The sequence below is a fragment of the Bacteroides faecichinchillae JCM 17102 genome (assembly GCF_000614145.1).
GTDB lineage: Bacteria > Bacteroidota > Bacteroidia > Bacteroidales > Bacteroidaceae > Bacteroides > Bacteroides faecichinchillae.
In genome coordinates, this window is record NZ_BAKK01000008.1 from 97,783 (window position 1) to 123,423 (window position 25,641).

Consider the following 25,641-nt stretch of genomic DNA (forward strand, 5'->3'; position numbering starts at 1 on the left):
AAATGACGGTGAGATGTAGACTTGTCTGATTTCACAAACGAAATAATTAAATACTGATATTATGAAACGCAGAAGATTTAAAACCATTCGTGTCTTTGTTAGTTCAACCTTTAAAGACTTGAAAGAAGAAAGAGATTATTTATTTTTGCATGCATTCCGAGAGTTGGAGACGTATTGTAAAAGTAAAGGCTGGAAATTTCAGCCAATAGATTTGCGTTGGGGGATTAGTGCCAATGCTGCATTTAAAAATAAAACCATGCAGACTTGTCTGGAAGAATTGAGACATTGTCAGGATATCTCGCCACGACCTAATTTTATTACTTTATTAGGAGATGTTTATGGGTGGAAACCACTTCCTGCAGAGTTGGATGTAGCATTAGTCGAAAAAATGTTTGATGACTTTTCTGATGCTGATATTCAGTTGTTTAAAGACCATTATGAATATATTGATTATAATAGCATAGATGCAAATAGTATTCCTAAACCTGTTTATGTGTTGGTAGAAAGGCATGGGGCTTATCTGGATAATTACGAACTCTATCGGCAGCAAGTAGAAGAGCCATTGCATAAGTTATTGACAGATTGGGCAGCCTTGCATCTTGAAAATCCCGATAATATGGTTACAAACTGTAGTTGTAGTAACTGTGAATTGAGTGAAGAGCAGAAAAATAGGCTGAAGATGGAAAGGTCGGCTACTGAGCAAGAAATATATGAGGGGATATTCTGCGCTGACTTACCCGAGAATCATGTTTATGCATACTTAAAGAATGGCATGGAGGGAGATGATCCAGATGTGAAAAGACTGAAAAAACTGCTGACTGGTAGGTTAAAAGAAAATACAATAGCCTTTACAAAGGTTGAAGAACTCGACAGGTCGATTTATCATAATCTGAAACGAGTGATTGATGATGAAATAGCAAGTTATGTAGAGGATGACGAAGAGCTGATTAATGAATTCTTTGCAAATGAAAGAATTGCCGCTTTTAGAGGTCGTACTACAGAGTTAGAAGCTATTGATGGTTATATTAATTCGACTGATGAAAGGACTCCTTTTCTTGTGACAGGTGAGGCAGGTTGTGGAAAAACTACATTATTAGCTTTTTCGGCTGCTCAACAGAGGAAGGTCGATCCTGAATGTTTGGTCATACAGAGGTTTATCGGGGTAAACAAACACGCTTCTCGTGACAAGGATATCGTAATGAGCATTTGTAAAGTGATTATCCAGCGTTTCGGTATGAGTGAGTGGTCAATACCAACAAAGCCGGATGAGTTGAATGGCTTTTTTATGTTCCTGCTTGGCTCTATATCACCGGAGAAGAAGGTGGTGATTTATATAGATGCACTCGATCAACTGGATAATGACAGTAGTAAGGATTACTTGTGGCTTCCAATGCTATTGCAGGAGAATGTGAAAATTATATTGTCGTGTTTGCCAAATGCGGAATATGAAACATTGGTTGAAAGAGGATGTCGGACTTGCCGGATAGAAAAGATGGATGAGGTGGATGCTGAAAGTATACTTCGATTTTGGTTGCAACGTGAGAAAAGAACAATATCGGATTGGCAGATGAAGAAGGTGATGTCATTGTTTAGGCAGAGTGGAGCCAATATGTTGTATCTGCGATTGTGTTTTGAGAAATTGCGAAAAAGCAGAAGCTATGATTCATTGAATGATATGGTCGGAAATTTGCAGAATTTCATCATATATTTTTTTGAAAAGGTGCTTACTGAGCAGGAAGGACATTCACCTATTTTAGTTAAGAAAATCATTTCTTATCTTTATGTAGCTAAAAATGGATTGAATGATATTGAGATACTGGAACTCCTGAGCAAAGATGCTGAGTTTATAGCTGATTTCAATCAGGAGAAGTTTCATGCCAATTGCGGAGATAAGGTACCGATAATTCTGTGGTTGGGCTTGTACAATGACATGAGGCATTATTTATCAGAGAGAATAACTCCGGGGGGAGAAGTCGTTACTTTTTATCACCGATGCATCCGGGAGACTGTTAAAGAAATGTATTTGTTTGAGGGGGCGCAACCGTCAGAGGAGAAGATTCATAGTTTAGAGGCTGATTATTTTGGAAGCCAACCTTGGTACTACGATGTGAATGAACGTGTGGTGAATCAACGAAAAACAGAAGAGTATCCTTATCATTTGGCTTTGTCCGGGGAAAAAGAGCGTTTGGTGAGCGAGATGTGTAGTTTGAGTTTCATGAGAGCTAAGTCCGTTGCACGTAATGTGCAAGGATTGATTGACGATTTTTATCGGGCACTTTTAACTTTCGAAGTTTTCTCTCAGCAGGATCAGAAAATGCAAGAGCGATTGAAGCAATATGATTTGTATGCGGAACAATTAATAACTTCTTTTACCTCTCCGGATAAGAATCCTGTATTGAATTCGGTTTCGATGTGTAGAAAGGAGATTGGGAATGATGTAATAGTGACTGAAGCAGAAGAGGAGACATGTCTGTATGATCGCCTGTTCTATTTTTATCATTTCATACTGTTTATGCAATCGGAATTGAATGAGTTACACGATGTCTCTCCCGGTTATATTGAGCTTCTGGAAGATTATTATAGAAATGAGAAGAGTGATGTGGGTTGTCATGATATAGCTTTTGAACTGGTATCGGCAGTTAATAGTTCATTGGTCCACATGTCGATTTCGCTTAATCAGCGTTCGCTTTATGTAGAAACCATAGGAGGAGATTTTTATCAATATGATTTACATAGTGGAAAGCTGGTTCGACGATTGGATGTATTGCTGTGTAAGGAGTGCCATGATTTCAATATGAGTGCCGACGAAAAGTTCTTTTTTTGTACTGATTTGAAGGCGAATGAATTTATCTTGTTTTCTATTGATGAAAAGAGAATTGTAAAATCATTGCATGTCGATTTCCCTATCGGACATTTTTATAATCGGTTTTTATCTATGGTTGCATCGGGACAACCGCCACATTCATTGTTAGATCAGATATCGCTTTCCTCTGATTTGCATCATGTCAGTTTTCGTTTATATGGGGATAAAATTTGTTGTTGGGATATTGAAAAGAATGCGGTTGATATATTATTTGATGATTTGAATAGTGAAAAAAAGGCGAATATAAAAGATACGGAAGATTGTATGTCTCATAAAGTTACTGCCGGCTTTCTTCCGGAATATCATTATCAATTGCTAATTTCAATGCATCCGATTATTAGCGCTTTATACTTGAACGGGTTGGTCGTAATGATGGCCTATGCTGAAAGTTATGAACGTTATTTGGGAGATAAACTGTTTTCTGATGATTCTTCGATAATTGGATGTCATATGTATAAGTTAAGCGAGTGGATTGAAGAAAGTAAGGATATTTATATTCTTGCTTCCGGGATAGCTGTTAACTCTAAATATATTGCGTTTATATTATCTGATCAGAGAGTGCTTGTGGGTGAAATGAGTGTAGAAAATAGTATTTCTATATTAAATGAGTTCCACTTGCCGGATGCAAAAGTAGAGATGTTGGATTTTCAATACTATCATATTGAGGTTAGTACTGATGCAAAAAGAGTACTTTGTATCACGAAGAATGGAAATTATGTATATGATACTGAACAGAATAATTTATATTCTGTTCTTCTCGATTATCAATCTATTCGCTTTATTTGTATGACAGCTGATGCCTCAAAGGTAGCATTATTTGCTGATGACGGTTTATTGCATATTACGGATTTAGAACTTTCGTCATTGTTGTCCGTAGCTCCCGAAATAGAAAGTAGTGACAGTGTAAGAAGAAGTAAATACGATTTGGCGAATGGTAATGAGGTCTTTGTAGATTATAAGCAAAAATCAGTTATACTTGAGAATACCGATAAGGAGGTAGAGACAATTTCTTTTAAAGAGAAAATCGAGCAGTTCAGTGTATCAGCTAATTCCAAATATTTTATGGTTGTTACCTTTCCCTCATGTACTGTTCATGCTTATGACTTTACCGGTCGGTGTATCTGGAAACAGAACCTGAAAAAACATAAATACTTCTTTAAAAGAAAACATAAAGATGGAAGTTCTTTGGGAATAGAATTTGATTTTTTCTCTGATATGAAACATCTGGTGATAGTGGCTTATAAAAAAGTATTTTACTTGAGTGAAGATAGTGATGTTGTATATACTTGCCCATTAAAGATTAACGACTCATTTAATAATATTTTATGCTTGAATGACGGGAAAACATTTTGGATTTATAATTCGAATGATTTAGACTCAGTAGTGAACTGTACTATTCGCGATGGTTCAATAGCTTGGAAGTATGCCGACGAATATTTTAATATTGGACATTATTTTGCGGACGGCCGACGGATGCTGGTAAGGTTGAATTCGCAACAAAGAAGATTTGTGGCCCAACATTCGGATATTGATGTAGATATTGTCGATCTTCCGGACGGATTCTATATTTACGACATCGTGACGAAAAAGTATATAACCGTTTATGTACAGGAAAATATAGAGCAAAATACATGGTTCCTTTCAACAGACGAAAAGTATATTGTTATACAGAGAATGCAACATTTTCGTATCTATGATTCTGTAACCGGTAAATTATTGAATACTCTTCCTGCATTTGATTTTGATTGTTTTAAGAACGATACTTTTTATTTTAGATCAAAACAAAGAAGTTATCAGGTGTCACTTAAGAATGATTTGGAAATTGTTAAACATTCCTGAATACTATTTTTTTTATTAGCATATGTATATTGTGACGAGGCTGTTCGAAAAGTCTATTAGTTCTATAGCATTTTTCATTCGTAGTGAAGGACCTCTTCTTTGAAGTATTTAAGAGCAGTCCTTTAATAAGCTCAGGACGACAGAGTAAAATGATAGCATATAATTACTTTTCAGACAGCCTCTCTGATAAAATACAATTTAGTCTTTAAATTTCAGAGATCTCAGGTACTAAAAGAAATTTGGTACCTGGAAAGTTCTTCTCCAAATAAGTATGAATGAACTCCATCGTATCATTCTGAATAGTTTTGTCTTCTATAGTCGGGTATAAATTATAAAGTACAGTATCTAGTATAATACCACGTCTTTGTATAGCTTCCAAACTTAGAAGCGTATGATTAATACTACCCAATTTACCGGAAGTGACGAAGATTAATGGATATTGTTCTTGAGAGATGTAGTCGATAGTCAGGAGTTCTGTGGTAAGAGGTACCATAAGACCACCCGCTCCTTCGAGTAGTACATAATCATAGCGTTTACTCAATTCTTGTGTGGAACGTTTGATTTTGTCAAAGTCGATGGGGCGGTTGTCCAGACGGGCGGCGAGATGAGGAGAGGCCGGATAAGAAAAGATTTCCGGCATGGTTAGTCCTTCCTTGTCTTCTTGTGTAAAAGGGATTCCCATAATGCGTCGATGTAGGTCGATGTCTTCGGAATGCCCTACATTACCGGTTTGAATAAACTTTTGTGTGATAGTTTTTTTTCCACTTTTATTCCATTCATGTGCCAGAAAACCAGTGGCAAAACTTTTACCGGCATCGGTATCGATACCACTTACGAAATATACATTCTGTTTCATACTCTTTTTTTCTTTGCTATAATATAAATTGGATGATATGTTAGAGGTACTGTACTACCTTGACTGAACACTTGGGTGTAGCGTTCACAAAAGCGATATAGATCACGACGAGTCCATGGATGTACTTTGGCTTTATGATCTTGTTCTGTAGGTAAAGATGCAGGCGTTGATAGTCCGGTTACACCGGTTTGTTTCAGATGATAGAGCACTTTCATCGGATTCTCGAAGCGGAGAGGGATAATTTCTTCTTCTGAATACAAGATATCAAAGTGAGGAGATAAAGCTGCTTCTAACTCTTTTCGTGAACGATAAGGGAGTCCGTTTCCAGTGAGTTCTCTAACTTCTTTCATATTGTCTTTTCCAAATGTGCTGAAAGCAAAAAAGCCGTCTTCGTTGAGTAAGTTGTTGCATCTCTGAAAGAACTTTTCGAGAGATTCGAACCATTGCAAGGCAGAGCAGGAAGTGATTAATGAACTACTATTAGGAAAAAAGATATTTTCTGCATCTCCCGGAAGAAAGGCAACTTGGTGTTCTTTTAATAAATCTTCGCAGCAATATTTCATCTCTTCGCAAAGGTCATTCAACACCAGAGATTTCGGACGAAGACTTTGGAGCAACATGCGGGAATAAATTCCTGTTCCACAGCCGAATTCGATGACATTTGGGCAAGGAGCGGACAAGTGTTCTTGAAGAAGGTGGATCATCTTGTTGGCAATTTGCCTTTGTACATTTGCTTCCTCGGAATAGGTGGTGATGGCTTTAGAGAAGCGTTCGGCAATCAATGATTTATTCATGAGCAATAATTAAAGTTTTACGCTTGATTTGCAATATTATACTTTACTTCCACAAGTGGTTTTCTTAGGCTTGGGAAGGTTATTATTTATCCATTTGTTGAGTATTAATAGATTGTGTCTCAACTATTAATACTTCATTTCCCAGCTATTAATAGCCAATATCTCAATAGTTAAAAGCCTTGTTTGTTACTGCTAATCTGTTGAAAATAAATGTTTTAATGGTAAGTAGAAAAGCTCTTTCTGATAGTGTGCCCCATCTGTTTCTTCTATCATGTCTACTTTGTCTTTCCAGGCCTGCCATTGATTTTCCGGAAGGAAAATACGATCATTCTTTCCAATAATAACTTTCTGCCAAATGAATGAAGAAGGAGGTAAAGCCAGATACGAACATTGAATAGCAGTTAGTTCATCTTTTAATTCTTCAACAGGGCGTTGTGGGACTACTGACAGAAACTCTTTGTATTCAACTGCTGAACCGCACATTCTCCTTTGGAATTTAAGTAGTGTCTGTTCATTTAAGCCTTGAAGTGTTCCGTCAAAAATTGAGTATGCAATACCTCGTGTGTCGTCTATCGGATAAAGTGTACCGTTGAGAGCAATACTATAGACGATTGGTAAATAGGAAAATTTTTGCATAATCTGCGAGGTACCCATACTCCCATTGACCAGGCAATCAGTGTGATATGAGAGTATTTCTGAATAAGTGTATCGTCAAAATCCAATGAACGGTAGTCATAACAAATCATCCAATCACAATCATTGGAATGAATTTGTTGAAATGGTGTTTCGTCCATTCCCCAACCTGCAAAGAAGAGAATCAGATGTGGATGACTATTTTTGATTAAAAATTTCTGTATCATTTGTTTAGAATAGAATTTATTAATTCATCAATTTCTTTCTTAGTGATATCTGCTGTTAATGAGAAACGGATACGGGAAGTTCCTTCGGGAACTGTTGGCGGACGAACAGGCAAAGCATAAAATCCTTTTCGTTGAAGTTCTTCTGCTTTGAGTATAGTGTCTTTGCTGTCGCCTACCACCATAGGAACAATGTGGCTGACAGAAGGGCAAACATATCCTTTACAAGTGAGAGCTTCTTTAAGTTTTCGGCTAATTTGCAGTAAATGTTGCCTCTTTTCCTGAAAACTTGATAAGCGTTTTAAAATAAAAGAAGTCCATTGCACATTGATAGGTGGAAGAGCTGTTGTAAATATAAATGTCCTCATCTTATTGATGAGATAATCACGTATCACATTACGACAAGCGATATAAGCACCTGTAGAAGCAATTGCTTTTCCGAAAGTTCCAACCAGAAAATCGATATCGTTTATACAGTTTTGTTCTTCGGCACAACCTAATCCTTTTTCTCCGCGTACACCAAAAGCGTGAGCTTCATCGACATATAATAGGACATTAGGATAGTGCTGTTTGAACTTGACAATAGTTGAAAGATCAGCTTCGTCACCGTCCATACTAAAGATACTTTCGGTAACGATGATGATTTTATTAAAGTGATTGTAATTTTCTTCTATTAATCTTTTCAATTGTGATAAGTCGTTGTGCCGATACCGGATACACTTTGCGGCTGATAGACGGATACCATCTATCAGGCTGGCGTGAACCAACTTGTCTGCCAAAATCAGTGTATGAATATCACTGACAGCCGGAAGAATTCCGGTATTTGCATGATAACCGCTATTGAATACTAATGTACTTTCCGTACTGAACATATATGCTAATTGTTGTTCCAATTCTTGATAGGCTGTGAAATTGCCTGTCAATAGACGTGAAGAAGAGGAAGTTGGCAGAAAGGTTTGAGGAGTCAAAGTTTCTAAAAAGTCATTTCTTAGAGACAAGTCGTTCGACAGACCCAAATAGTCATTGGAAGAGAGGTTTAGCATTCGCTGTCCGTTCACTACTACCTCACCCTTATTGTGAATAAGTTGAGGAAGGGAACGGAAATTTCTTTTTTCTTTTAAAGTTTGTAATTCTTCTTGTATTGAATTGATAAAATCATTCATATGGTAGTTGCTTGCATAATTAATAAACATTCATTAGTCTAATTTATTCTTTTCTGTACGGTTACCTTCTACATCTCTTTTATTATCTTGAGCAATCCGGAAGTCAGTTTACTTAATTGAGAGTCAGTGATAATAAATGGAGGCATTAGATAAACGAGTTTTCCAAATGGCCGTACCCAGATTCCTTCTTCTACAAATCTACGTTGCATATACGCCATATTTACAGGTTGTTTGGTTTCGATGACTCCGATAGCTCCCAATACCCGTACATCAGCTACTTGCGGAAGTTTACGAGCGGGTGCTAGTTCTTCATTCAATTGTGTTTCGATTCGTTTTACATTCCTCTGCCATCCCGAATCTAACAATAATCGTATGGAAGCACAAGCCACAGCACAAGCAAGCGGATTGCCCATAAAAGTAGGTCCATGCATAAAGGCTCCTGGTGCATGATTGGAAATTGTATCAGCTATCCGGTTACTAGCTAATACAGCAGATAGGGTCATATAACCTCCAGTGAGTGCCTTACCGATACACATAATATCCGGTTCTACTTGAGCATGTTCCCAGGCAAAGAGTTTTCCGGTACGTCCGAATCCAGTAGCGATCTCATCGAAAATAAGCAAGATATTATGTTTTTGACAAAGCTGGGAGGCCTCTTTTAGATATTGTGGATGATAGAACCGCATACCACCAGCACCCTGAACAATCGGCTCCAGAATCAGTGCAGCCAAATCATTGGAATGCTCTTCAATCACTTTTTGTAGCGGTTCAATATCTGTCGGTTGCCATTCTTTCCCAAATTTAGAAACAGGGGAAGGAGCAAAATAACGAATCGGAAGAGAAGTCTCGAAAAGATTGTGCATTCCTGTGACCGGATCACAAACAGACATGGCATTCCATGTGTCTCCATGATAACCGGACCGAATTGTTACGAAATTGTTTTTGCTGGATTTTCCTATAGCATACCAATACTGAATAGCCATTTTCATAGCGACTTCAACCGCTACTGATCCTGAATCTGCATAGAAAATCTTCTGCATAGAAGGGGGAACTAAAGGAAGGATTAACTTGCCTAATTCTATTGCAGGATCGTGTGTCAATCCTCCAAACATTACGTGAGACATTTTATCTAACTGTTCTTTCGCTGCCTGATTGAGTATAGGATGATTATATCCATGTACCGCACACCACCAGGAAGACATTCCTTCAATCAATTCCTGTCCGCTTTCTAATGTGATGGTTACACCATCCGCTCTTTTCACCTTATATACCGGAAGCGGGTCTGTCGTAGAAGTATAAGGATGCCACAAATGCTCGCGGTCGAATTGTGAATCGGCGAAATGATATCCTTCTTTCAGAATCATCTGTTTATCATCGGATATTTTAGAGCCTAGAGTGGTAAGAAGATCGCCGACTATTGCCGAATTGATTCCGATATACAATGCTTTTTGCATCGCTTCCGTACTGAGTTGCGAACGTCCTCCGGCAAAACGTAGAAATGCTGTGGGATTAATAAATCGGAATAATGCAATGGTCCTCAGTATCTCTTCTACACTTAACGGTTCTTCCTTTTCAAGAGGAGTGCCTGGTATAGGACTTAACAGATTGATAGGAATAGACTGGACATTCAGTTTTGCAAGGGTAAATGCAAATTCAATGCGTTGTTCCATAGTTTCTCCCATACCAATAATACCTCCACAACAAATATCCATACCTACTCGGCGTGCTGCATCAAGCGTAGCCAATTTTTGCTCTTGCGTATGAGTGGAACAAAGTTTTGGAAAGTAGGAGGGAGCCGTTTCCAGATTACAGTGATAACGGGTAATTCCTGCATCATGAAGTGCTTTTAATTCTCCTTCATTGAGTAATCCCAATGAAGCACAAAGTTGAATCGATGAATGTTTTCGAATGTGACTTACCGTATCACAAAGTTGGGTAATCTGTTTGGGAGAAGGTTTTCGTCCGCTGGTGACGAGGGAGAAACGATTGACGTCTTGATTTTCGTTGTATTTTGCCTGTCGGAGGCATTCTTCTGAGGGGAGGAGGTCGTAAATATCCGCTTTAGTCTGATAGTGGGAAGATTGTGCACACCACTTACAGTTCTCCGGACACTTGCCGGACTTGGCATTAATGATGGAACACATGTCGAATTCGTGTGAAGCACATGCGACAGTAATTTCGTGTGCGGCAGCGTAGAGCGCATCTCCGTCCGCCATGTTGGCTAGCCAGGTAGCTTGTTCGGGCGATACTTCGATCCCTGCCAGTACCTGGTCTTTAATTTCTTTAAGTGTCATAAATGTTTGGGATGAGATAGTTACTTTGACATCCTGCTTCTGAAGCGCAATATCTATCACATTGGTATGTAGATGACCAATCTGAAATTCACGTCCCAAACTAGCAAAAGCGGCATAGTTTTTTCTGCCCCAATATTGGAAACGGGGAAGGGTGCGTGTAGTCTGTATGTGATATTGTTTCTTCATCAGGTTCGTGTCCTTATTTGAATAGAACGGGACAAATGTACGAAGAATCTATGGATAAGCAAATCTTTATTTACTTTTCCGATACTGCTTACGTACATTGAAATTGAAGCCAGCATATATCTGGAGTGTACCGAAACCATTGTCGAGAGAGAAACTGCCTCGATGATAATTATAGTTCTTTCCGACAAATGAAGTACCCACGAAGTATTTTCCATTGTTGTATACAATCCCTGCACGAATAAGGAAATCCAGATTGAACTTGCCATACCATTTTCTTCCTTCGCGGACTTCTGCATCTATGTCGGATGCTTTATAAGCAATAGCAGGAGTAAGAGAAAGACAGGCTAGACAGTTTCGTGCAAAGACCCAGTTGTAGGCATAACCGAAGCTGATATTAGCATTCGTATATTTTATTTTCTCTACTTTCATTCCGTCATTCATGTTTTCTTGAATAATATTCGGTAATTGTGTATATTCAAAATCCAGATTGTGCTTGGAAATCGAAAAACCGGCAATGAACGAACCTGCATTAAGTCGTTGATTGGTCGATTGGCTAAAAGCTGCGGGATAGGAGAATCTACGATTATTAAATATATAGTATAGATTCAATCCTTTTATATTCACCTCCATACCATTAAAATTAGCCGTATAATCTGATGGTATTTCTTCCGGGAATCCTTTTATTTTATGAATCTTATAATTATTTCCCGTACGGCGATAGAAGATATCCACACCAAATTTAGAACTATAAAGGCTCAAATCGAACTCGGTCCCTTTGTTCTTCCGGTTTGTTTTTCGGTAGATATCATCCACATCGAAAGACCATCCTAGAAAAATCCATTGCCAACCGAAATAAAGACCAATTTTATTATGAGGATTGGGTGAAAAACTCAACTTCTGCGGGTGAGGTTGCGCGCTGGTGACGGAATAATATTCGAAATTGCTGAAATGAGTGATCATGAGTGCGTAATTGTAACGATTAGGACTAATATAGGTTGTATCAAAATCACTGAAATTCAGGAACTTCTTGATTGCTCTTTTAAAAGTACCGGATTTGGTGGAGATGGTATCTGTTTGTTCACTGTTGCAGACAAGTGTATCCTTCCTCTCAGTCTGAGCCTGTAGGGAGAACGACATAAATAGAAAAAGATAAAGAACAAATCGTTTTATCATGTGATTCCTTTTGTCAGTTGGGCCTAATTCGTTTTACGAAAGTACGACCTTTCTGGGATTTATACTAATAATCATCTAAAAAATGTTTTGTTTCCTAAACAATAAACTTCATTGTACTGTTAGTTACAGCAAGCAAATAAATCCTAAACCACAAAATTATGAGAATCTATTTTCGTCTGATCATGGCGTTTCTTTTGCTCTCGGCGGGAAATATGGTATATGCAGGAGTACAGCAAGATAAACGTGTAACGGGTACAGTGAGTTCTGAAGGCGAACCTTTACCCGGCGTTTCTGTGCAAGTAAAAGGTACTTCTACTGGCACAATCACTAATATAGATGGAAATTATTCCATTGAAGTTCCGGTGAATGGAACATTAATATTTCGTTTTGTCGGCTTGAGAACCGTTGAACAAGCAGTGGATGGTCGGAATACGATTAATGTTATTATGGAAACGGAAAGCAAAGAATTGGATGAAGTAATGGTAGTAGCTTATACTACGGCCAAAAAGTATAGTTTTACCGGAGCGGCCTCGACGATGAAAGCCGGAGAAATTGAAAAGCTGCAGACTTCCAGTATCTCACGTGTACTGGAAGGAACGGTGTCGGGTGTACAGGCTAGTGCAGCCAGTGGACAGCCCGGTACGGATGCAGAGATTCGTATTCGTGGTATCGGTTCTATCAATGCTTCCAGTGCTCCGTTGTATGTGGTGGATGGGGTTCCGTTTGATGGTAGTGTCAATTCTATTAATCCCGATGATATAGCCTCTATGACAGTATTGAAAGATGCAGCCTCTGCTGCTTTGTACGGTTCACGTGGTGCTAACGGTGTAATTATTATCACAACAAAACAAGGTCAGCAGGAGTCTAAACCGACAGTGAAGATAAAAGCTACTTTGGGAGGTTCTAATCGAGCCGTTCGTGATTACGATCGTGTCAGTACAGATCAATATTTTGAGTTATATTGGGAGGCACTTAGAAATCAATATGCCCGTAGTTCCGATTATACTCCTGCCACTGCGGCTATGCAGGCTTCCAAAGAGTTGGTTACTAGGTTGATGGGAGACGGTTCGAATCCTTATGGTCCGCAATATTCTCAGCCTGTTGGTACAGATGGTAAACTGGTGAATGGTGCACGTCCGTTGTGGAATTCCAATTGGAGTGATGCTATGGAACAGCAGGCACTTCGGACGGAGTTGAATCTGAGTGTTTCTGGTGGCGGTAAATCCAATCAGTACTTTTTCTCAGCAGGATATCTGAATGATAAAGGTATTGCGCTTGAATCCGGTTATAAACGTTTTAATCTGCGTTCAAATGTGACAAGTGAAATGACTTCCTGGCTGAAAGGAAGTGTAAACTTGAGTTTTACTCATTCAATGCAGAACTATCCGGTATCTTCGGATTCAAAGACTAGTAATGTGATTACTGCCGGACGTACTATGCCCGGTTTCTATCCTATTTATGAAAGGAATGCAGATGGAAGTTTTCGGTTGGACGAAAATGGAAAGCGTATTTATGATTTCGGTTCGTACCGTCCTTCAGGATCAATGGCAAACTGGAACTTACCAGCTACATTACCGACGGATAAGTCCGAAAGGATGAAAGATGAATTCTCCGGTCGTACGTTTCTGGAAGCAGCTATTTTGGAAGGACTGAAGTTCAAGACGAGTTTCAACTTCGATTTGATCAACTATAATACATTAGATTATACGAATATAAAATTGGGTCCCGCAGCAATAAATGGTGGTGGAGCAAGTCGTCTCAATTCTCGGACTTTCTCTTGGACTTGGAATAATATCGCTACTTACGATAAAACGTTTGGTGATCATCATTTCAATATTTTGGCGGGAATGGAAGCTTATTCTTATCGTTACGATGAACTGACAGCTTCCCGTTCTAAAATGTCACAACCTGATATGCCGGAATTGGTAGTCGGTTCACAACTGACAGGAGGGTCGGGATATCGTGTAGATTACGCATTGGTAGGTTATCTGTCACAGTTATTATATGATTATCAGAATAAATATTTCTTTTCGGCTTCTTACCGCCGCGACGGTTCTTCCCGGTTTGCACCCGGTACACGCTGGGGAAACTTCTGGTCATTGGGTGTATCCTGGCGTATAGATCGTGAGAATTTTATGGCTGCTACTACCGACTGGTTATCTGCATTAACCATAAAAATGAGTTATGGCGCTCAGGGAAATGATAATCTGGGTACGTATTATGCAAGTAAAGGGCTTTATACAATTGTTTCGAATCTAGGTGAGAATGCGCTGGTATCCAGTCGTATGGCAACTCCCAATTTAAAATGGGAGACTAACCTGAATTTTAATTTAGGTCTTGACTTTTCACTATTTAACAACCGTTTCTCCGGTTCGTTCGACTTTTTCCAACGACGTTCGAAAGATTTGTTATATGCACGCCCGATAGCACCTTCTTTGGGATATATTACGATAGATGAGAATGTGGGAGCATTGAAGAATACCGGTGTTGAGTTGGTACTGAACGGAACGATTATCAATCAAAACGGTTGGGTTTGGAAACTAGGTATAAACTTGACTCATTATAAGAATAAGGTAACTGAACTTCCATTGAAGGATATGCCACAAAGCGGAGTGAATAAATTGCAAGTGGGTCGTTCGGTTTATGATTTCTATATGAAAGAGTGGGCGGGAGTGAATCCTGAAAACGGAGACCCGTTGTGGTATAAAGATCTGAAAGATGACAATAAAAATGTGATTGGACGTACGACTACCAACGATTATTCTAAAGCCAGTGATTATTATATTAATAAATCCTCACTTCCCAAAGTATATGGTGGGTTTAATACTTCACTTTCCTGGAAAGGCATTGACCTTTCGGCTGTATTTGCATATAGCATTGGTGGATATATTTACAACCGTGACATCACAATGATTCTGCACAATGGTAGTTTAGAAGGGCGTGATTGGTCTACGGAGATTTTAAAACGATGGACTCCTGAAAACCGATATACGGATGTACCTGCTTTGAGTACTACATCCAATAATTGGAATTCGACTTCTACTCGTTTCTTGCAGAATAACTCCTATATGCGTCTGAAGAACCTGACACTTTCTTATACATTGCCCAAACAATGGATTAACAGAATTGCTTTAGGAGAAGTACAGGTATATGTGCAGGGGGACAATCTATTTACGATCCATCGGAATCAGGGATTAGACCCGGAACAGGGGATTACAGGTATCACTTATTACCGTTATCCGGCTATGAGAACGATTTCCGGTGGCATTAATATTTCTTTTTAAATGCAGTATAAATGATGAAGAAGATAAAAATAAAATCCATTCTAACAGTAGTTGCCGGATTCTTCCTGGTGACAAGCTGTAGCAGTAATTTCTTAAATACGGATCCTACGGACGCGGTAGATTCTGATAAAGTTCCTGTCCCGGAAAATGCGGAAGCACTCTTTAATGGTGCATGGTATAATCTGTTTGAATATACCAGTACGTATGCCAATGTCGGTTATCGTGCACTTCAATGTCAAGACGATATGATGGCGAGCGACGTTGTTTCCCGTCCGAAGTACGGTTTCAATTCTTCATATCAGTTTGGTGATGTGGCAATTCCTTCCAATAACAGAACTGCATTTGCATGGTATCTGATGTATAAGACGATTGATAACTGTAATACAGCTATTTCTATAAAAGGCGACTCGGAAAAACTTCGACAGTCACAAGGACAGGCATTAGTTTTACGAGCTTTTTGTTATTTGCATTTGGTACAACACTATCAGTTCACTTATCTGAAGGATAAAAATGCTCCTTGCGTGCCAATTTATACAGAACCCAATACCTATACCTCAGTGCCAAAAGGAAAGTCGTCTGTGGCACAAGTGTATCAGCGTATCTTTGATGATTTGAATCTGGCACAAGATTACCTCAAGAATTATGCTCGTGGTGGCGATAATCAGAAGTTTAAACCCAATACGGCAGTCATCCATGGGCTTTTAGCTCGTGCTTATTTATTGACCGGACAATGGAGGGAAGCTGCAAAAGCAGCAGAAGCAGCTCGTGAAGGATATTCGTTAATGACAACTACAGCTGAATATGGAGGTTTTAATAACGTATCCAATAAGGAATGGATATGGGGTTTTCCGCAGATTCCTTCTCAATCGGATGCGAGTTATAACTTTTTGTATTTAGATCCGATGTATGTTGGTGGATATAGCAGTTTTATGGCAGATCCTCATCTGAAAGATACCTTTACGGAGGGAGATATTCGTCTACCTCTGTTTCAATGGATGCGTGAAGGTTACTTGGGATATAAAAAATTTCAAATGCGCGCGGATGATACAGCTGATATCGTACTGATGCGTGCTGCCGAAATGTATTTGATAGAAGCGGAAGCAAAAGTTCGTGACGGAGTAGAATTGCAGCAGGCTGTCATACCGTTGAATACATTGCGCCGAGCGCGTGGAGTAGGTGATTATGACCTGACCGGTAAATCCGAAGACGATGTGATCAAAGAAATTTTGATGGAACGTCGTCGTGAACTTTGGGGAGAAGGATTTGGTATTACTGATGTACTTCGTACACAGCAAGCGGTAGAACGTACTGCTCTATCGGAAGAAGTACAAAAGATCCAAGTTGATTGTTTACAGGAAGACGGTACTTTTGCCAAACGTAATCCGTTGGGACATTGGTTCCTTAAATTCCCTAATGACAAACCGTTTACTCCCAATAGTACTTACTATTTATATGCTATTCCGGAAAAAGAGATAAATGCTAACCCTAATCTTTAAATAGCTCTCTTGATTTTTTGACTTTGACCTTAACATGTGAGCCGGTGTACGTCGGGATGACGTATACCGGCTATTTTTTCTTATAGTTGGAATACAGTTGATAGTGCCGGAATTTTTAAGATGTCAATTGAATTAGCCAGTTTGTCATCGGTAGTCATTAAAAGTTATATTTTTGTTTTTTTCAGATTAGGTAGAAACCATGTGACTAATCCTAATAATGGCATATAAGCAACTACATTATAAACAGTTTCTATGCCATAATGATCCGCCATGTTTCCCAATACTGCTGATGCAACTCCGGCTACTCCAAAAGCAAACCCAAAGAAGAGCCCTGAAATTAGTCCGAGTTTGGTGGGAAGTAACTCTTGTGCGTATAACAGAATCGCGGGAAAAGCAGAAGAAAGGGTTAATCCCACACAGAAACTGAGAATAATGGTCCATTCCAAACTAGCATGAGGTATTAATAAGCTGAACGGTGCTGCCCCCAAAATAGAAGACCAGATCACATATTTCCGACCGATACGGTCACCTAATGGACCTCCTATTAATGTTCCGATAGCTGTGGCGACTAAAAATATAAATAAATATAGCTGCGATTCTTGTACAGTTACATTAAACTTGTGAATCAGGTAGAAAGTATAAAAGCTCGTCAAACTTGCCATATAAATATACTTCGAAAAGATCAGTATCAGCAATATTCCAATGGAAATAGCTGTTTTGTCCATAGGCAGGGGAAGCTTCATAGTATTTCTAACGCTGATAGTTTGTGTTTTCATACGAGTCAGGTAAGATTTGTACCATTTGCAAATAGGATACATCACTCCGATAGCTGCCAGTGCAACAAAGGCAAAGACTACAATATGTTGTCTTCCGTAAGGTGCTACAAGTAAGGCTACTAATAAAGGACCTAACGAGCCACCGAAATTACCGCCAACCTGAAACAAAGATTGTGCAAGTCCACGTTTTCCACCTGAAGCCAAAAAGGTAATACGCGATGCTTCAGGATGCAGAACTGAAGAACCAATTCCAATTAAGAACACCGAAAGTAATATCCAATGAATATTAGTTGCAAAAGACAGACTGACTAATCCAATCATTGTGAAACTCATTCCGATGGGTAATGACCAAGCTATGGGATGTTTATCGAAAATCATCCCGGTGATTGGCTGAAATACGGATGCAGATAACTGATAAACCAATGTAATCAGACCGATTTGGGCAAAACTAAGCGACAAATCATCTTTGAATAATGGATATGACGCTGAGAGGACGGATTGTAACAAATCATTGAGACAATGTGAAAGACTCAACGCTATTAAAATGGAAAATGTAATTTTTCCGACAGGTTGTTCTTGATTTCGTACCATAATACCTATTTCTTTTTGAGATGTTCCTGAAAAATTGGCTGCAAAGGTAGGCAAACTTCCTGTTTCTCGATATATTTGTCACAGTTAATTTGAAAAGATATGAAGAAAGTAGTAGTTGCAATGGATTCATTTAAGGGTTGTCTGTCATCTGTTGAAGTAGAGCAAGCCGCTGAAGAAGGAATTAAGGACGTTTGTCCGGATTGTAGGGTGATCTGTTTTCCGATGGCTGATGGAGGTGAAGGTATCTTGGAAATCTTAGTTGAAGCTACTCATGGTACTTATCACGAGGTTTTAGCAAATGATCCTTTGATGCGTCAGATGAAAACTTGTTATGGAATTTCTGGAGATGGAGAAACAGCTTTGATTGAAATGGCTACTGTAAATGGACTGCCTTTATTAACGGAATTGGAACGAAATCCTATGCTGACTACTACTTTCGGAACAGGAGAATTGATTTTAGATGCTTTGGATCAGGGATGTAGGAAATTTATCATAGGCATTGGTGGAAGTGCTACTAACGATGCCGGGCTTGGTATGTTACAAGCTTTGGGAATTCGTCTGGTGGATGATGGTGGAAAAGCTTTAGGAACCGGTGGAAAGATCATGAACCAAGTCGCCTCTATTGATTGTTCATCTTTCCACCCAGCTTTAAGAAATGCACATTTTACTATAGCCTGTGATGTTCGTAATCCTTTTTATGGTCCACAAGGAGCAGCACATATCTTTGCACGTCAGAAGGGGGCGGATAATGCAATGATTGAAGAGTTAGATAGGGGGATGCACTCTTTGTCAGAAGTCATTAAATTGACAACCGGAAGAGAAATAGGTCATGTGCCGGGTGCAGGAGCTGCCGGAGGTTTGGGAGGAGCTTTTCTTGCATTTATGAATGCTGAATTGAAACCCGGAATTGAATTATTACTTCAAACATTAAATTTTGGTGAAAGAATTAAAGGAGCCGATTTAATTATCACCGGAGAGGGAAGGGTAGATCAACAATCTTTGATGGGAAAAGTACCCTCGGGTGTTCTCGAAGAAGCGCGGAAACAATCAATTCCTGTAATTGTGGTGGCAGGCAGTGTGGAAGATACTGAAATCTTGAATCAAGCAGGTTTTCAGGGGATTTATTCCATTGTTTCCACTCCTATGTCTTTGGAAGAGGCTATTAAACCGGAAACGGCAAAAGCAAATATTAGTAGAACCGTTGCTCAACTTATCTCTCTGGCAGATTATTTTCAAAACCGAAAGAATGGATCATTGTAAACATTAAAACTAAGTATTCTAAATTGTCGTTAATTCATTTTTGAATGATTGAACTTTCCTTTGCACCTACTGTTATAAAAAATAAAAAAGGAGGATAGTATGAGCTTTATTTGGTATATTATTATAGGTATAGTAGCCGGATTTCTGGCGGGCAAAATCATGCGTGGAGGAGGCTTCGGTCTTATCATAAACTTGTTGCTTGGTATTCTCGGAGGAATATTAGGCGGTTGGGTATTCGGCCTTTTCGGTCTTGCTGCCTCCGGATTGATCGGTAGTTTGATAACTGCTACTGTGGGAGCTGTCCTAGTGTTATGGATTGCTTCTTTATTTAGGTAAAATTTGAATCATTATATTTTTAACCAATTAAAACTTGAAACTTAATTATGGGATGTAAACATGGAAATTTCTGGATTGGACTTGGAATTGGGTCTCTCCTTGGTGCTATAGCTTATCGTTTGTCACGTACTGCTAGAGCGAAGAAACTTGAAAGTGATATTTATGATGCTATCCATCGTATCGGTCAGGATGCGGAATCAGCTGCTGCTGATGCGGAAAAAAAAGCCAGACATTTAGGTGTAAGAGCAGTGGAAGCGGGAGCAAAAGCTGCTGATAAGGTGGCTGAGGAAGCTGATAAAATGGCTGGTAAAGTAAAAGAAAAGCTAGAGAAATAAAGGATAGGGTTGAGGGTATTGAGGTACTGTAGCTATATAAAAACGCAGATTGATAAGATAACATTAAGATTTTTATAAACCAGGTGTGATCTCTTCAATCTGTGTTTTCAATGAACAACTCTTTCTATTTAAGTTGCTGGATTGATTTGTTAAAATAGTTGATACATTCTTTGATATCTGGTACCGAATTATTCCAGTTATATTCATATTCGATAGAGAATACACCTTTGAAATTCTGCCGTTTCAATTCTTTCAACATACTTTTCACATCCAGAATGCCTCTTCCCCAGATAACATCGTATTGCTCTTTTTCGCCTTCAATTTTAGGTGCTATATCCTTGAAATGCAAAGAAACAATACGGCCTTTTAGTTTTATTAAGCAGTCAATCTGATCCAAACCTTCCCTTCGCCAATGACCGACATCCGCACAAGAACCTAATAGCTTACTGCGGTGGGAAATTGCATTTAGTAAATTATCGGGATTCCAGTAATCTGACGGTTTCGGATGATTATGGACAGAAACTTTAATTTTATATTGTTTGGCAAGTTTTTCCACCAAATCCCAGTCTTTCAAAGCAGGTTCGCAGGTGATGAATTCCAACTTCATGTTGTGTGCGAACTTGAACATCTTTTCCCAATCAGCAGAGTTGTCAGTTACGAAAACTCCGGTTCCGACGATCTTTATTCCTTTAGAAGCAGCAAATTCCCGTAACTCTTTTTGAGTCTGGAGGTCTAGGTTGAAGTCGAAAACTTTGTCTCCCCATTTACCACCTAATTTATGACCGGGATAAACCTCAATATATTTCACCCCTAATTCTTCTGTTTTATCAAGCGCTTCCGTCAAAGAAAAAAGATGGAAAGTATAAGATTGGATTCCTAAACGCCAGCCATTTTTTTCAGACTTTGTTTGAGCCTGTGCCGGTAACACTAGCAGGCAGCAAACCATAATAATGATGATTTTTTTTATGTTTTTCATATTGGCAAAGATATAGAATTATTTTAAATTTTCATCGTTTCGCCTTAACAGATTGATGAATTATTTATCTGTTTTTAGTTATTTACTTAATGAAGAGATGCGTTTTAGGGTATGTCCAACAGATAGAATTGGTTTGTATAAAAAGTGAGGTAATTTCATCTTTATTCGATAGATGATACTGGTGTTGATGTGTCCGCACACATTTTCTCCAATTTTTTTGTGTTTTCTACTTTTCTCACTGGTAATTTCTTCTTTTTTATTTGTCATGACAAACGATGTATCTCTTCTTTTGTTATTGTATTTCTTATTTTTATTATGTTTAACAGCATGTATATCTATTTACTTTTTTTATAATATTTTGATTTATAGTGATTTAATCTGTTATAGGTGATATGTGTGTGCGCACACACTATTGTCGTTTTCAATAATTCATTTTAAATTTGCAGCGAAAAATAATCAATTTGATTGGTAATGGATAAAGAATTCTCAAATATACGTATTGTAGACATCGCTAAAATGGCGGGAGTTTCTATCGGTACGGTAGATAGGGTGATTCATAATCGTGGAAAAGTTTCGGAAGAGAACCGGAAAAAAGTTCAGGCTATTCTCGATATGGTTCATTATCAACCTAATTTGATGGCACGTTCTTTAGCTTCTAAAAAACAATATCATTTTGTGGCAATTACTCCTTTTTTTATTAAGGGCGAATATTGGGAGGCCATTTCAGAAGGTATTGATAAAGCTGCTTTAGAAATGGAATCCTATAACGTAACCATTACAAAGCTCTTTTTTGATCAGTATAATAATAAAACGTTTGATGATATCATTCGTAAGTTATTTGATGGGAGAGTAGATGGAGTGCTGATTGCTACCTTATTTACTGATTCTGTTATTCGTCTTTCCTTGGAACTGGATAAGAATGATATACCTTATGTCTACGTAGATTCCAATATTGAAGGACAACATCAATTGGCTTATTATGGAACGGAGTCTTATGATGCAGGGGTAATTGCTGCCCGATTGCTGACAGACAGACTATCTTCTAATTCCGATATTCTGATGGCACGAATTACTCATAATGGTAAGAATGACTCTAATCAGGGAAAGAATCGTAGAGAAGGTTTTTGCTGTTATCTGAAAGAAATCGGTTTCGGTGGAAAGCTGTATGAAGTAGAACTAAAAATTGATGATTCGGTATACAATTTCATGAAATTGGATGGGATATTCGGAATGCATCCGAATATTGCAGGTGCTGTTATCTTTAATTCAACATGTTATATTTTGGGAAATTACTTAAAGGCGAGAGAAATGAAGTCTGTAAAACTGGTTGGTTATGATCTAATCAAACGTAATACCCAATTGCTTTCTGAAGGTGTGATAACTGCATTAGTTGCGCAACGTCCTGAAAAACAGGGATATGATGGTATCAAATCTTTATGTAATCATCTGTTATTTAAGCAGAGTTTGGCGAAAGTAAACCTTATGCCGATTGATATTCTCTTAAAAGAAAACTTGAAATATTATCTGAATAATATGTTATAAACAATATAAAAATTAAGAAGTTATGAATGAATTATTTAATGTAAAAGACAAAGTTGTTGTTATCACCGGTGGAGCTGGAATCTTGGGTAAAGGAATTGCTGCTTATCTTGCAAAAGAAGGTGCAAAAGTCGTGATTCTCGACAGGAGTGAAGAGGCTGGAAAAGCGTTGGTTGAGAGCATAAAGGCTGAAGGTAATGAAGCTATGTTCTTATATACAGATGTAATGGACAAAGAAATCTTGCAAGGGAATAAAGCAGAGATCATGAAAGTTTACGGACGTATTGATGTATTGCTTAATGCTGCCGGTGGAAACATGGCGGGAGCTACTATCGCGCCTGATAAAACTTTCTTTGATCTGCAAATAGACGCTTTCAAGAAAGTTGTAGATTTGAATCTGTTTGGTACAGTATTGCCTACGATGGTATTTGCTGAGGTGATGGTTGAACAAAAGAAAGGTTCTATTGTCAACTTCTGTTCTGAATCAGCTCTTCGTCCATTGACACGTGTTGTCGGTTATGGTGCAGCTAAAGCAGCTATTGCGAATTTTACTAAATACATGGCTGGTGAGTTAGCTTTGAAATTCGGTAATGGTCTACGTGTAAATGCGATTGCTCCGGGCTTCTTCCTGACCGATCAGAATCGTACTTTGTTGACTAATCCTGATGGTTCATTGACCGATCGTTCGAAAACTATTTTAGCTCATACTCCTTTCAACCGTTTTGGTGAACCGGAAGACCTTTACGGAACAATTCATTACTTGATTAGTGATGCTTCTAACTTCGTAACAGGTACAGTAGCAGTTATTGACGGTGGTTTTGACGCATTCTCTATCTAAAAAATAATTCTATATACTTAATAACTGAACAATATGTTTTTATGTGAACAAACTTGGCGTTGGTATGGTCCGAATGACCCTGTGAGCTTGTGGGATATCAAACAAGCCGGTGCTACCGGTATAGTAAATGCTCTTCACCATATTCCGAATGGTGAAGTGTGGACAGTAGAAGAAATCATGAAGCGTAAGCAAATGATTGAAGAAGTGGGGTTGACGTGGTCGGTTGTTGAAAGTGTACCTGTACACGAACATATCAAGACGCAAACCGGAGAATTTATGAAATATATCGAAAACTATAAAGAAAGTATCCGTAATTTGGCTAAGTGTGGTGTAATGGTAGTTACTTACAACTTTATGCCTGTATTGGACTGGACTCGTACAGACTTGGCTTACACCATGCCTGATGGTTCCAAAGCACTTCGCTTTAAAAAGCAGCTTTTGTGGCTTTTGATCTTTTCATTCTAAAACGTCCGGGAGCAGAAAAAGACTATACTTCGGAAGAAATAGCTAAAGCAAAAGCACGTTTCGAACAAATGAGTGAAGATGACAAGAAATTGTTGGTTCGGAACATGATTGCCGGTTTGCCAGGTTCGGAGGAAAGCTTTACTGTAGAGCAATTCCAGGAAGCTTTGGACAGATATAACGATATAGATGCTGATAAACTTCGTGCTAATTTGATATTCTTCCTGAAAGAGATTGCACCGGTTGCCGACGAGGTAGGGGTGAAGTTGGTGATCCATCCGGACGATCCCCCTTATACCATTTTAGGTTTGCCGCGCATTATGAGTACAGAAGAAGACTTTAAGAAATTGGTCGAGGCTGTACCTAACGAATCGAATGGTCTTTGCTTGTGTACAGGTTCTCTTGGAGTACGTGCCGATAATGATTTGGCTGGTATGATGGAACGTTGGGGGGATCGGGTAAACTTTGTGCACTTACGTAGTACGCAACGTGATGCTGAAGGTAATTTCCATGAAGCAAACCACCTGGAAGGTGATGTAGATATGTACAATGTTATGAAAAATTTGATTCTGTTGCAACAACGTCGTGCATGTTCTATCGCTATGCGTCCCGACCATGGTCATCAGATGATTGACGATTTGAAGAAAAAAACAAATCCGGGCTACTCTTGCTTAGGCCGTCTTCGCGGATTGGCAGAACTTCGCGGATTGGAAATGGGGATCGCTAAGTCCATTCTCTAAACGATTTTCATAGTTAGTTATTCTACTAGGGCACTGCTGATCATTGTTACAGTTAGTAATAGTTGGTAGTGCCCTACTTAATTATTATATCTGTTTTTCTGCGTGTAAATTCTCAATTAGAATTTATTCTCTCTATATTTGTGCACAAAAATGGCGAATGTATACTGAATATCAACCTTCTCCTATATTGGCTCCATATATTGATAATTATTGGGAGTTTAAAGGAAATCCGGAATATGGGATGCGTATCCATATATTGCCGGATGGGTGTGCAGATTTTATATTTACGCTTGGAGAGGTTGCCAGCACTGTTGAGGAAGACGTACAAGTTATACAACCTTATCGTTCTTTCTTTGTGGGACCGATGACCAAATATTCAGAGTTGGTAATATATACTGATTCAGTACATATGTTCGGAGTTCGTTTTCTACCTTGTGGGTTATCTTGTTTTACTAAGCTTTCTTTAAATGAGTTTGCCAATCAGAGAATCAGTACAAGTGATATGCCGTCCATTTTTGAGGAGACATTTGCAGAAAGACTTAATGAACAGAAACATATTAATGGACGCATTCGGTTGGTAGAAGAATATCTTTTATTATATCTCAAACATTATTATCAGTCCGCAGATGTTCGTATTACTTTTGCTGTGAATACCATCAATCAATTCAAAGGAAAGTTGTCCATGATTAATTTAATGGATAAAGTCTGTATGTGTCAACGGCATTTTGAACGAAAGTTCAAATATTGCACCGGATTCACTCCTAAAGAATATAGCCGGATTGTCAAGTTCAAAAATGCGATAAATTTACTTCGAAACAGTACCACAGCTAGTTTGTTATCTACTGCTATTGACGCCGGATATTATGACCTGTCACATTTCTCCAAAGAAATTAAAGCCTTATCTGGTAATACGCCCGGCTCATTTCTCTCGCTTACAGTTCCGGATGATATCACATTGACTTATGTAGAATCATGAAAGTCGA

16 protein-coding genes and 2 pseudogenes are annotated in these 25,641 nt (G+C 38.6%); 10 read left to right on the top strand and 8 right to left on the bottom strand.

The window, feature by feature from the left end:
• Positions 1–61 precede the first annotated feature (61 nt).
• Positions 62–4,702 (top strand): DUF4062 domain-containing protein, encoded by a 4,641-nt coding sequence (locus tag JCM17102_RS06175; protein ID WP_033886580.1) that lies wholly within the window; start codon positions 62–64, stop codon positions 4,700–4,702.
• 205 nt (positions 4,703–4,907) lie between these two features.
• On the opposite strand, the gene bioD is transcribed toward JCM17102_RS06175, so the two are convergent.
• The 6 genes and pseudogenes from bioD to JCM17102_RS06205 all read right to left on the bottom strand — a co-directional run bounded on the left by bioD (position 4,908) and on the right by JCM17102_RS06205 (position 12,025).
• Positions 4,908–5,558, bottom strand: coding sequence for a dethiobiotin synthase (gene bioD / locus JCM17102_RS06180; RefSeq protein WP_025074432.1), 651 nt, complete (start codon positions 5,556–5,558; stop codon positions 4,908–4,910).
• Positions 5,555–6,352 carry a malonyl-ACP O-methyltransferase BioC gene (gene bioC, locus JCM17102_RS06185; protein WP_025074433.1) on the bottom strand — a complete coding sequence of 266 codons (798 nt, stop codon included), beginning with the start codon at positions 6,350–6,352 and terminating at the stop codon, positions 5,555–5,557. The genes bioD and bioC overlap by 4 nt, the downstream gene beginning before the upstream one ends.
• A gap of 192 nt (positions 6,353–6,544) precedes the next feature.
• A pseudogene (locus tag JCM17102_RS26425) lies at positions 6,545–7,212 on the bottom strand (DUF452 family protein).
• The gene (locus JCM17102_RS06195; protein WP_025074434.1) at positions 7,209–8,372 is read right to left on the bottom strand and encodes an 8-amino-7-oxononanoate synthase; all 1,164 of its coding nucleotides are present in this window, start codon (positions 8,370–8,372) and stop codon (positions 7,209–7,211) included. Before JCM17102_RS06195 ends, JCM17102_RS26425 begins: the two are co-directional and overlap by 4 nt.
• 68 nt (positions 8,373–8,440) lie before the next feature.
• Positions 8,441–10,852 (bottom strand): adenosylmethionine--8-amino-7-oxononanoate transaminase, encoded by a 2,412-nt coding sequence (gene bioA, locus JCM17102_RS06200; RefSeq protein ID WP_025074435.1) that lies wholly within the window; start codon positions 10,850–10,852, stop codon positions 8,441–8,443.
• Between the two features lie 66 nt (positions 10,853–10,918).
• Positions 10,919–12,025, bottom strand: a complete 1,107-nt coding sequence (locus JCM17102_RS06205; RefSeq protein ID WP_025074436.1) for a DUF4421 domain-containing protein — start codon at positions 12,023–12,025, stop codon at positions 10,919–10,921.
• A 158-nt stretch (positions 12,026–12,183) separates the two neighbouring features.
• On the opposite strand from JCM17102_RS06205, the gene JCM17102_RS06210 reads away from it, so the two are divergent.
• Both JCM17102_RS06210 and JCM17102_RS06215 read left to right on the top strand, forming a co-directional pair.
• On the top strand, positions 12,184–15,309 hold the full coding sequence (locus tag JCM17102_RS06210; RefSeq protein WP_025074437.1) for a SusC/RagA family TonB-linked outer membrane protein: 3,126 nt from the start codon (positions 12,184–12,186) through the stop codon (positions 15,307–15,309).
• 14 nt (positions 15,310–15,323) lie between these two features.
• The gene (locus tag JCM17102_RS06215) at positions 15,324–16,805 is read left to right on the top strand and encodes a RagB/SusD family nutrient uptake outer membrane protein (RefSeq protein WP_025074438.1); all 1,482 of its coding nucleotides are present in this window, start codon (positions 15,324–15,326) and stop codon (positions 16,803–16,805) included.
• A 164-nt stretch (positions 16,806–16,969) separates the two neighbouring features.
• On the opposite strand, the gene JCM17102_RS06220 is transcribed toward JCM17102_RS06215, so the two are convergent.
• Positions 16,970–18,172 (bottom strand): MFS transporter, encoded by a 1,203-nt coding sequence (locus JCM17102_RS06220; protein ID WP_025074439.1) that lies wholly within the window; start codon positions 18,170–18,172, stop codon positions 16,970–16,972.
• 99 nt (positions 18,173–18,271) lie between these two features.
• Here JCM17102_RS06220 and JCM17102_RS06225 point away from each other — a divergent pair, with 99 nt between their 5' ends.
• From JCM17102_RS06225 to JCM17102_RS06235, 3 genes are all read left to right on the top strand, one after another.
• A complete protein-coding gene (locus JCM17102_RS06225) occupies positions 18,272–19,432 on the top strand; it encodes a glycerate kinase family protein (RefSeq protein ID WP_025074440.1) in 1,161 nt (386 codons plus the stop codon).
• A 99-nt stretch (positions 19,433–19,531) separates the two neighbouring features.
• Positions 19,532–19,768, top strand: coding sequence for a GlsB/YeaQ/YmgE family stress response membrane protein (locus JCM17102_RS22325; protein ID WP_033886581.1), 237 nt, complete (start codon positions 19,532–19,534; stop codon positions 19,766–19,768).
• Positions 19,769–19,815: 47 nt separating this feature from the next.
• Positions 19,816–20,103, top strand: coding sequence for a YtxH domain-containing protein (locus JCM17102_RS06235; RefSeq protein WP_025074441.1), 288 nt, complete (start codon positions 19,816–19,818; stop codon positions 20,101–20,103).
• Between the two features lie 124 nt (positions 20,104–20,227).
• Here JCM17102_RS06235 and JCM17102_RS06240 read toward each other — a convergent pair whose 3' ends face one another.
• On the bottom strand, positions 20,228–21,079 hold the full coding sequence (locus tag JCM17102_RS06240) for a sugar phosphate isomerase/epimerase family protein (protein WP_025074442.1): 852 nt from the start codon (positions 21,077–21,079) through the stop codon (positions 20,228–20,230).
• 471 nt (positions 21,080–21,550) lie between these two features.
• Between JCM17102_RS06240 and JCM17102_RS06245 the strand changes: the two genes are divergently transcribed.
• From JCM17102_RS06245 to JCM17102_RS06260, 4 genes and pseudogenes are all read left to right on the top strand, one after another.
• Positions 21,551–22,621, top strand: coding sequence for a LacI family DNA-binding transcriptional regulator (locus JCM17102_RS06245; protein WP_025074443.1), 1,071 nt, complete (start codon positions 21,551–21,553; stop codon positions 22,619–22,621).
• A 22-nt stretch (positions 22,622–22,643) separates the two neighbouring features.
• Positions 22,644–23,456 carry an SDR family oxidoreductase gene (locus tag JCM17102_RS06250; protein WP_025074444.1) on the top strand — a complete coding sequence of 271 codons (813 nt, stop codon included), beginning with the start codon at positions 22,644–22,646 and terminating at the stop codon, positions 23,454–23,456.
• Positions 23,457–23,489: 33 nt separating this feature from the next.
• A pseudogene (uxuA, locus tag JCM17102_RS26430) lies at positions 23,490–24,658 on the top strand (mannonate dehydratase).
• Between the two features lie 157 nt (positions 24,659–24,815).
• On the top strand, positions 24,816–25,634 hold the full coding sequence (locus JCM17102_RS06260) for an AraC family transcriptional regulator (protein ID WP_025074445.1): 819 nt from the start codon (positions 24,816–24,818) through the stop codon (positions 25,632–25,634).
• The last annotated feature ends 7 nt before the right edge of the window (positions 25,635–25,641 follow it).

Excerpts from the sequence above, each read along its gene's own strand:
- JCM17102_RS06220 (WP_025074439.1), bottom strand. The coding sequence starts at position 18,172 with ATGGTACGAAATCAAGAACAACCTGTCGGAAAAATTACATTTTCCATT.
- JCM17102_RS06225 (WP_025074440.1), top strand. The coding sequence starts at position 18,272 with ATGAAGAAAGTAGTAGTTGCAATGGATTCATTTAAGGGTTGTCTGTCA.
- JCM17102_RS06175 (WP_033886580.1), top strand. The coding sequence starts at position 62 with ATGAAACGCAGAAGATTTAAAACCATTCGTGTCTTTGTTAGTTCAACC.
- JCM17102_RS06240 (WP_025074442.1), bottom strand. The coding sequence starts at position 21,079 with ATGAAAAACATAAAAAAAATCATCATTATTATGGTTTGCTGCCTGCTA.
- JCM17102_RS06215 (WP_025074438.1), top strand. The coding sequence starts at position 15,324 with ATGAAGAAGATAAAAATAAAATCCATTCTAACAGTAGTTGCCGGATTC.
- JCM17102_RS06250 (WP_025074444.1), top strand. The coding sequence starts at position 22,644 with ATGAATGAATTATTTAATGTAAAAGACAAAGTTGTTGTTATCACCGGT.
- JCM17102_RS06205 (WP_025074436.1), bottom strand. The coding sequence starts at position 12,025 with ATGATAAAACGATTTGTTCTTTATCTTTTTCTATTTATGTCGTTCTCC.
- bioD (WP_025074432.1), bottom strand. The coding sequence starts at position 5,558 with ATGAAACAGAATGTATATTTCGTAAGTGGTATCGATACCGATGCCGGT.
- JCM17102_RS06195 (WP_025074434.1), bottom strand. The coding sequence starts at position 8,372 with ATGAATGATTTTATCAATTCAATACAAGAAGAATTACAAACTTTAAAA.
- JCM17102_RS06235 (WP_025074441.1), top strand. The coding sequence starts at position 19,816 with ATGGGATGTAAACATGGAAATTTCTGGATTGGACTTGGAATTGGGTCT.
- bioA (WP_025074435.1), bottom strand. The coding sequence starts at position 10,852 with ATGAAGAAACAATATCACATACAGACTACACGCACCCTTCCCCGTTTC.
- JCM17102_RS06260 (WP_025074445.1), top strand. The coding sequence starts at position 24,816 with ATGTATACTGAATATCAACCTTCTCCTATATTGGCTCCATATATTGAT.
- JCM17102_RS06210 (WP_025074437.1), top strand. The coding sequence starts at position 12,184 with ATGAGAATCTATTTTCGTCTGATCATGGCGTTTCTTTTGCTCTCGGCG.
- JCM17102_RS06245 (WP_025074443.1), top strand. The coding sequence starts at position 21,551 with ATGGATAAAGAATTCTCAAATATACGTATTGTAGACATCGCTAAAATG.
- bioC (WP_025074433.1), bottom strand. The coding sequence starts at position 6,352 with ATGAATAAATCATTGATTGCCGAACGCTTCTCTAAAGCCATCACCACC.
- JCM17102_RS22325 (WP_033886581.1), top strand. The coding sequence starts at position 19,532 with ATGAGCTTTATTTGGTATATTATTATAGGTATAGTAGCCGGATTTCTG.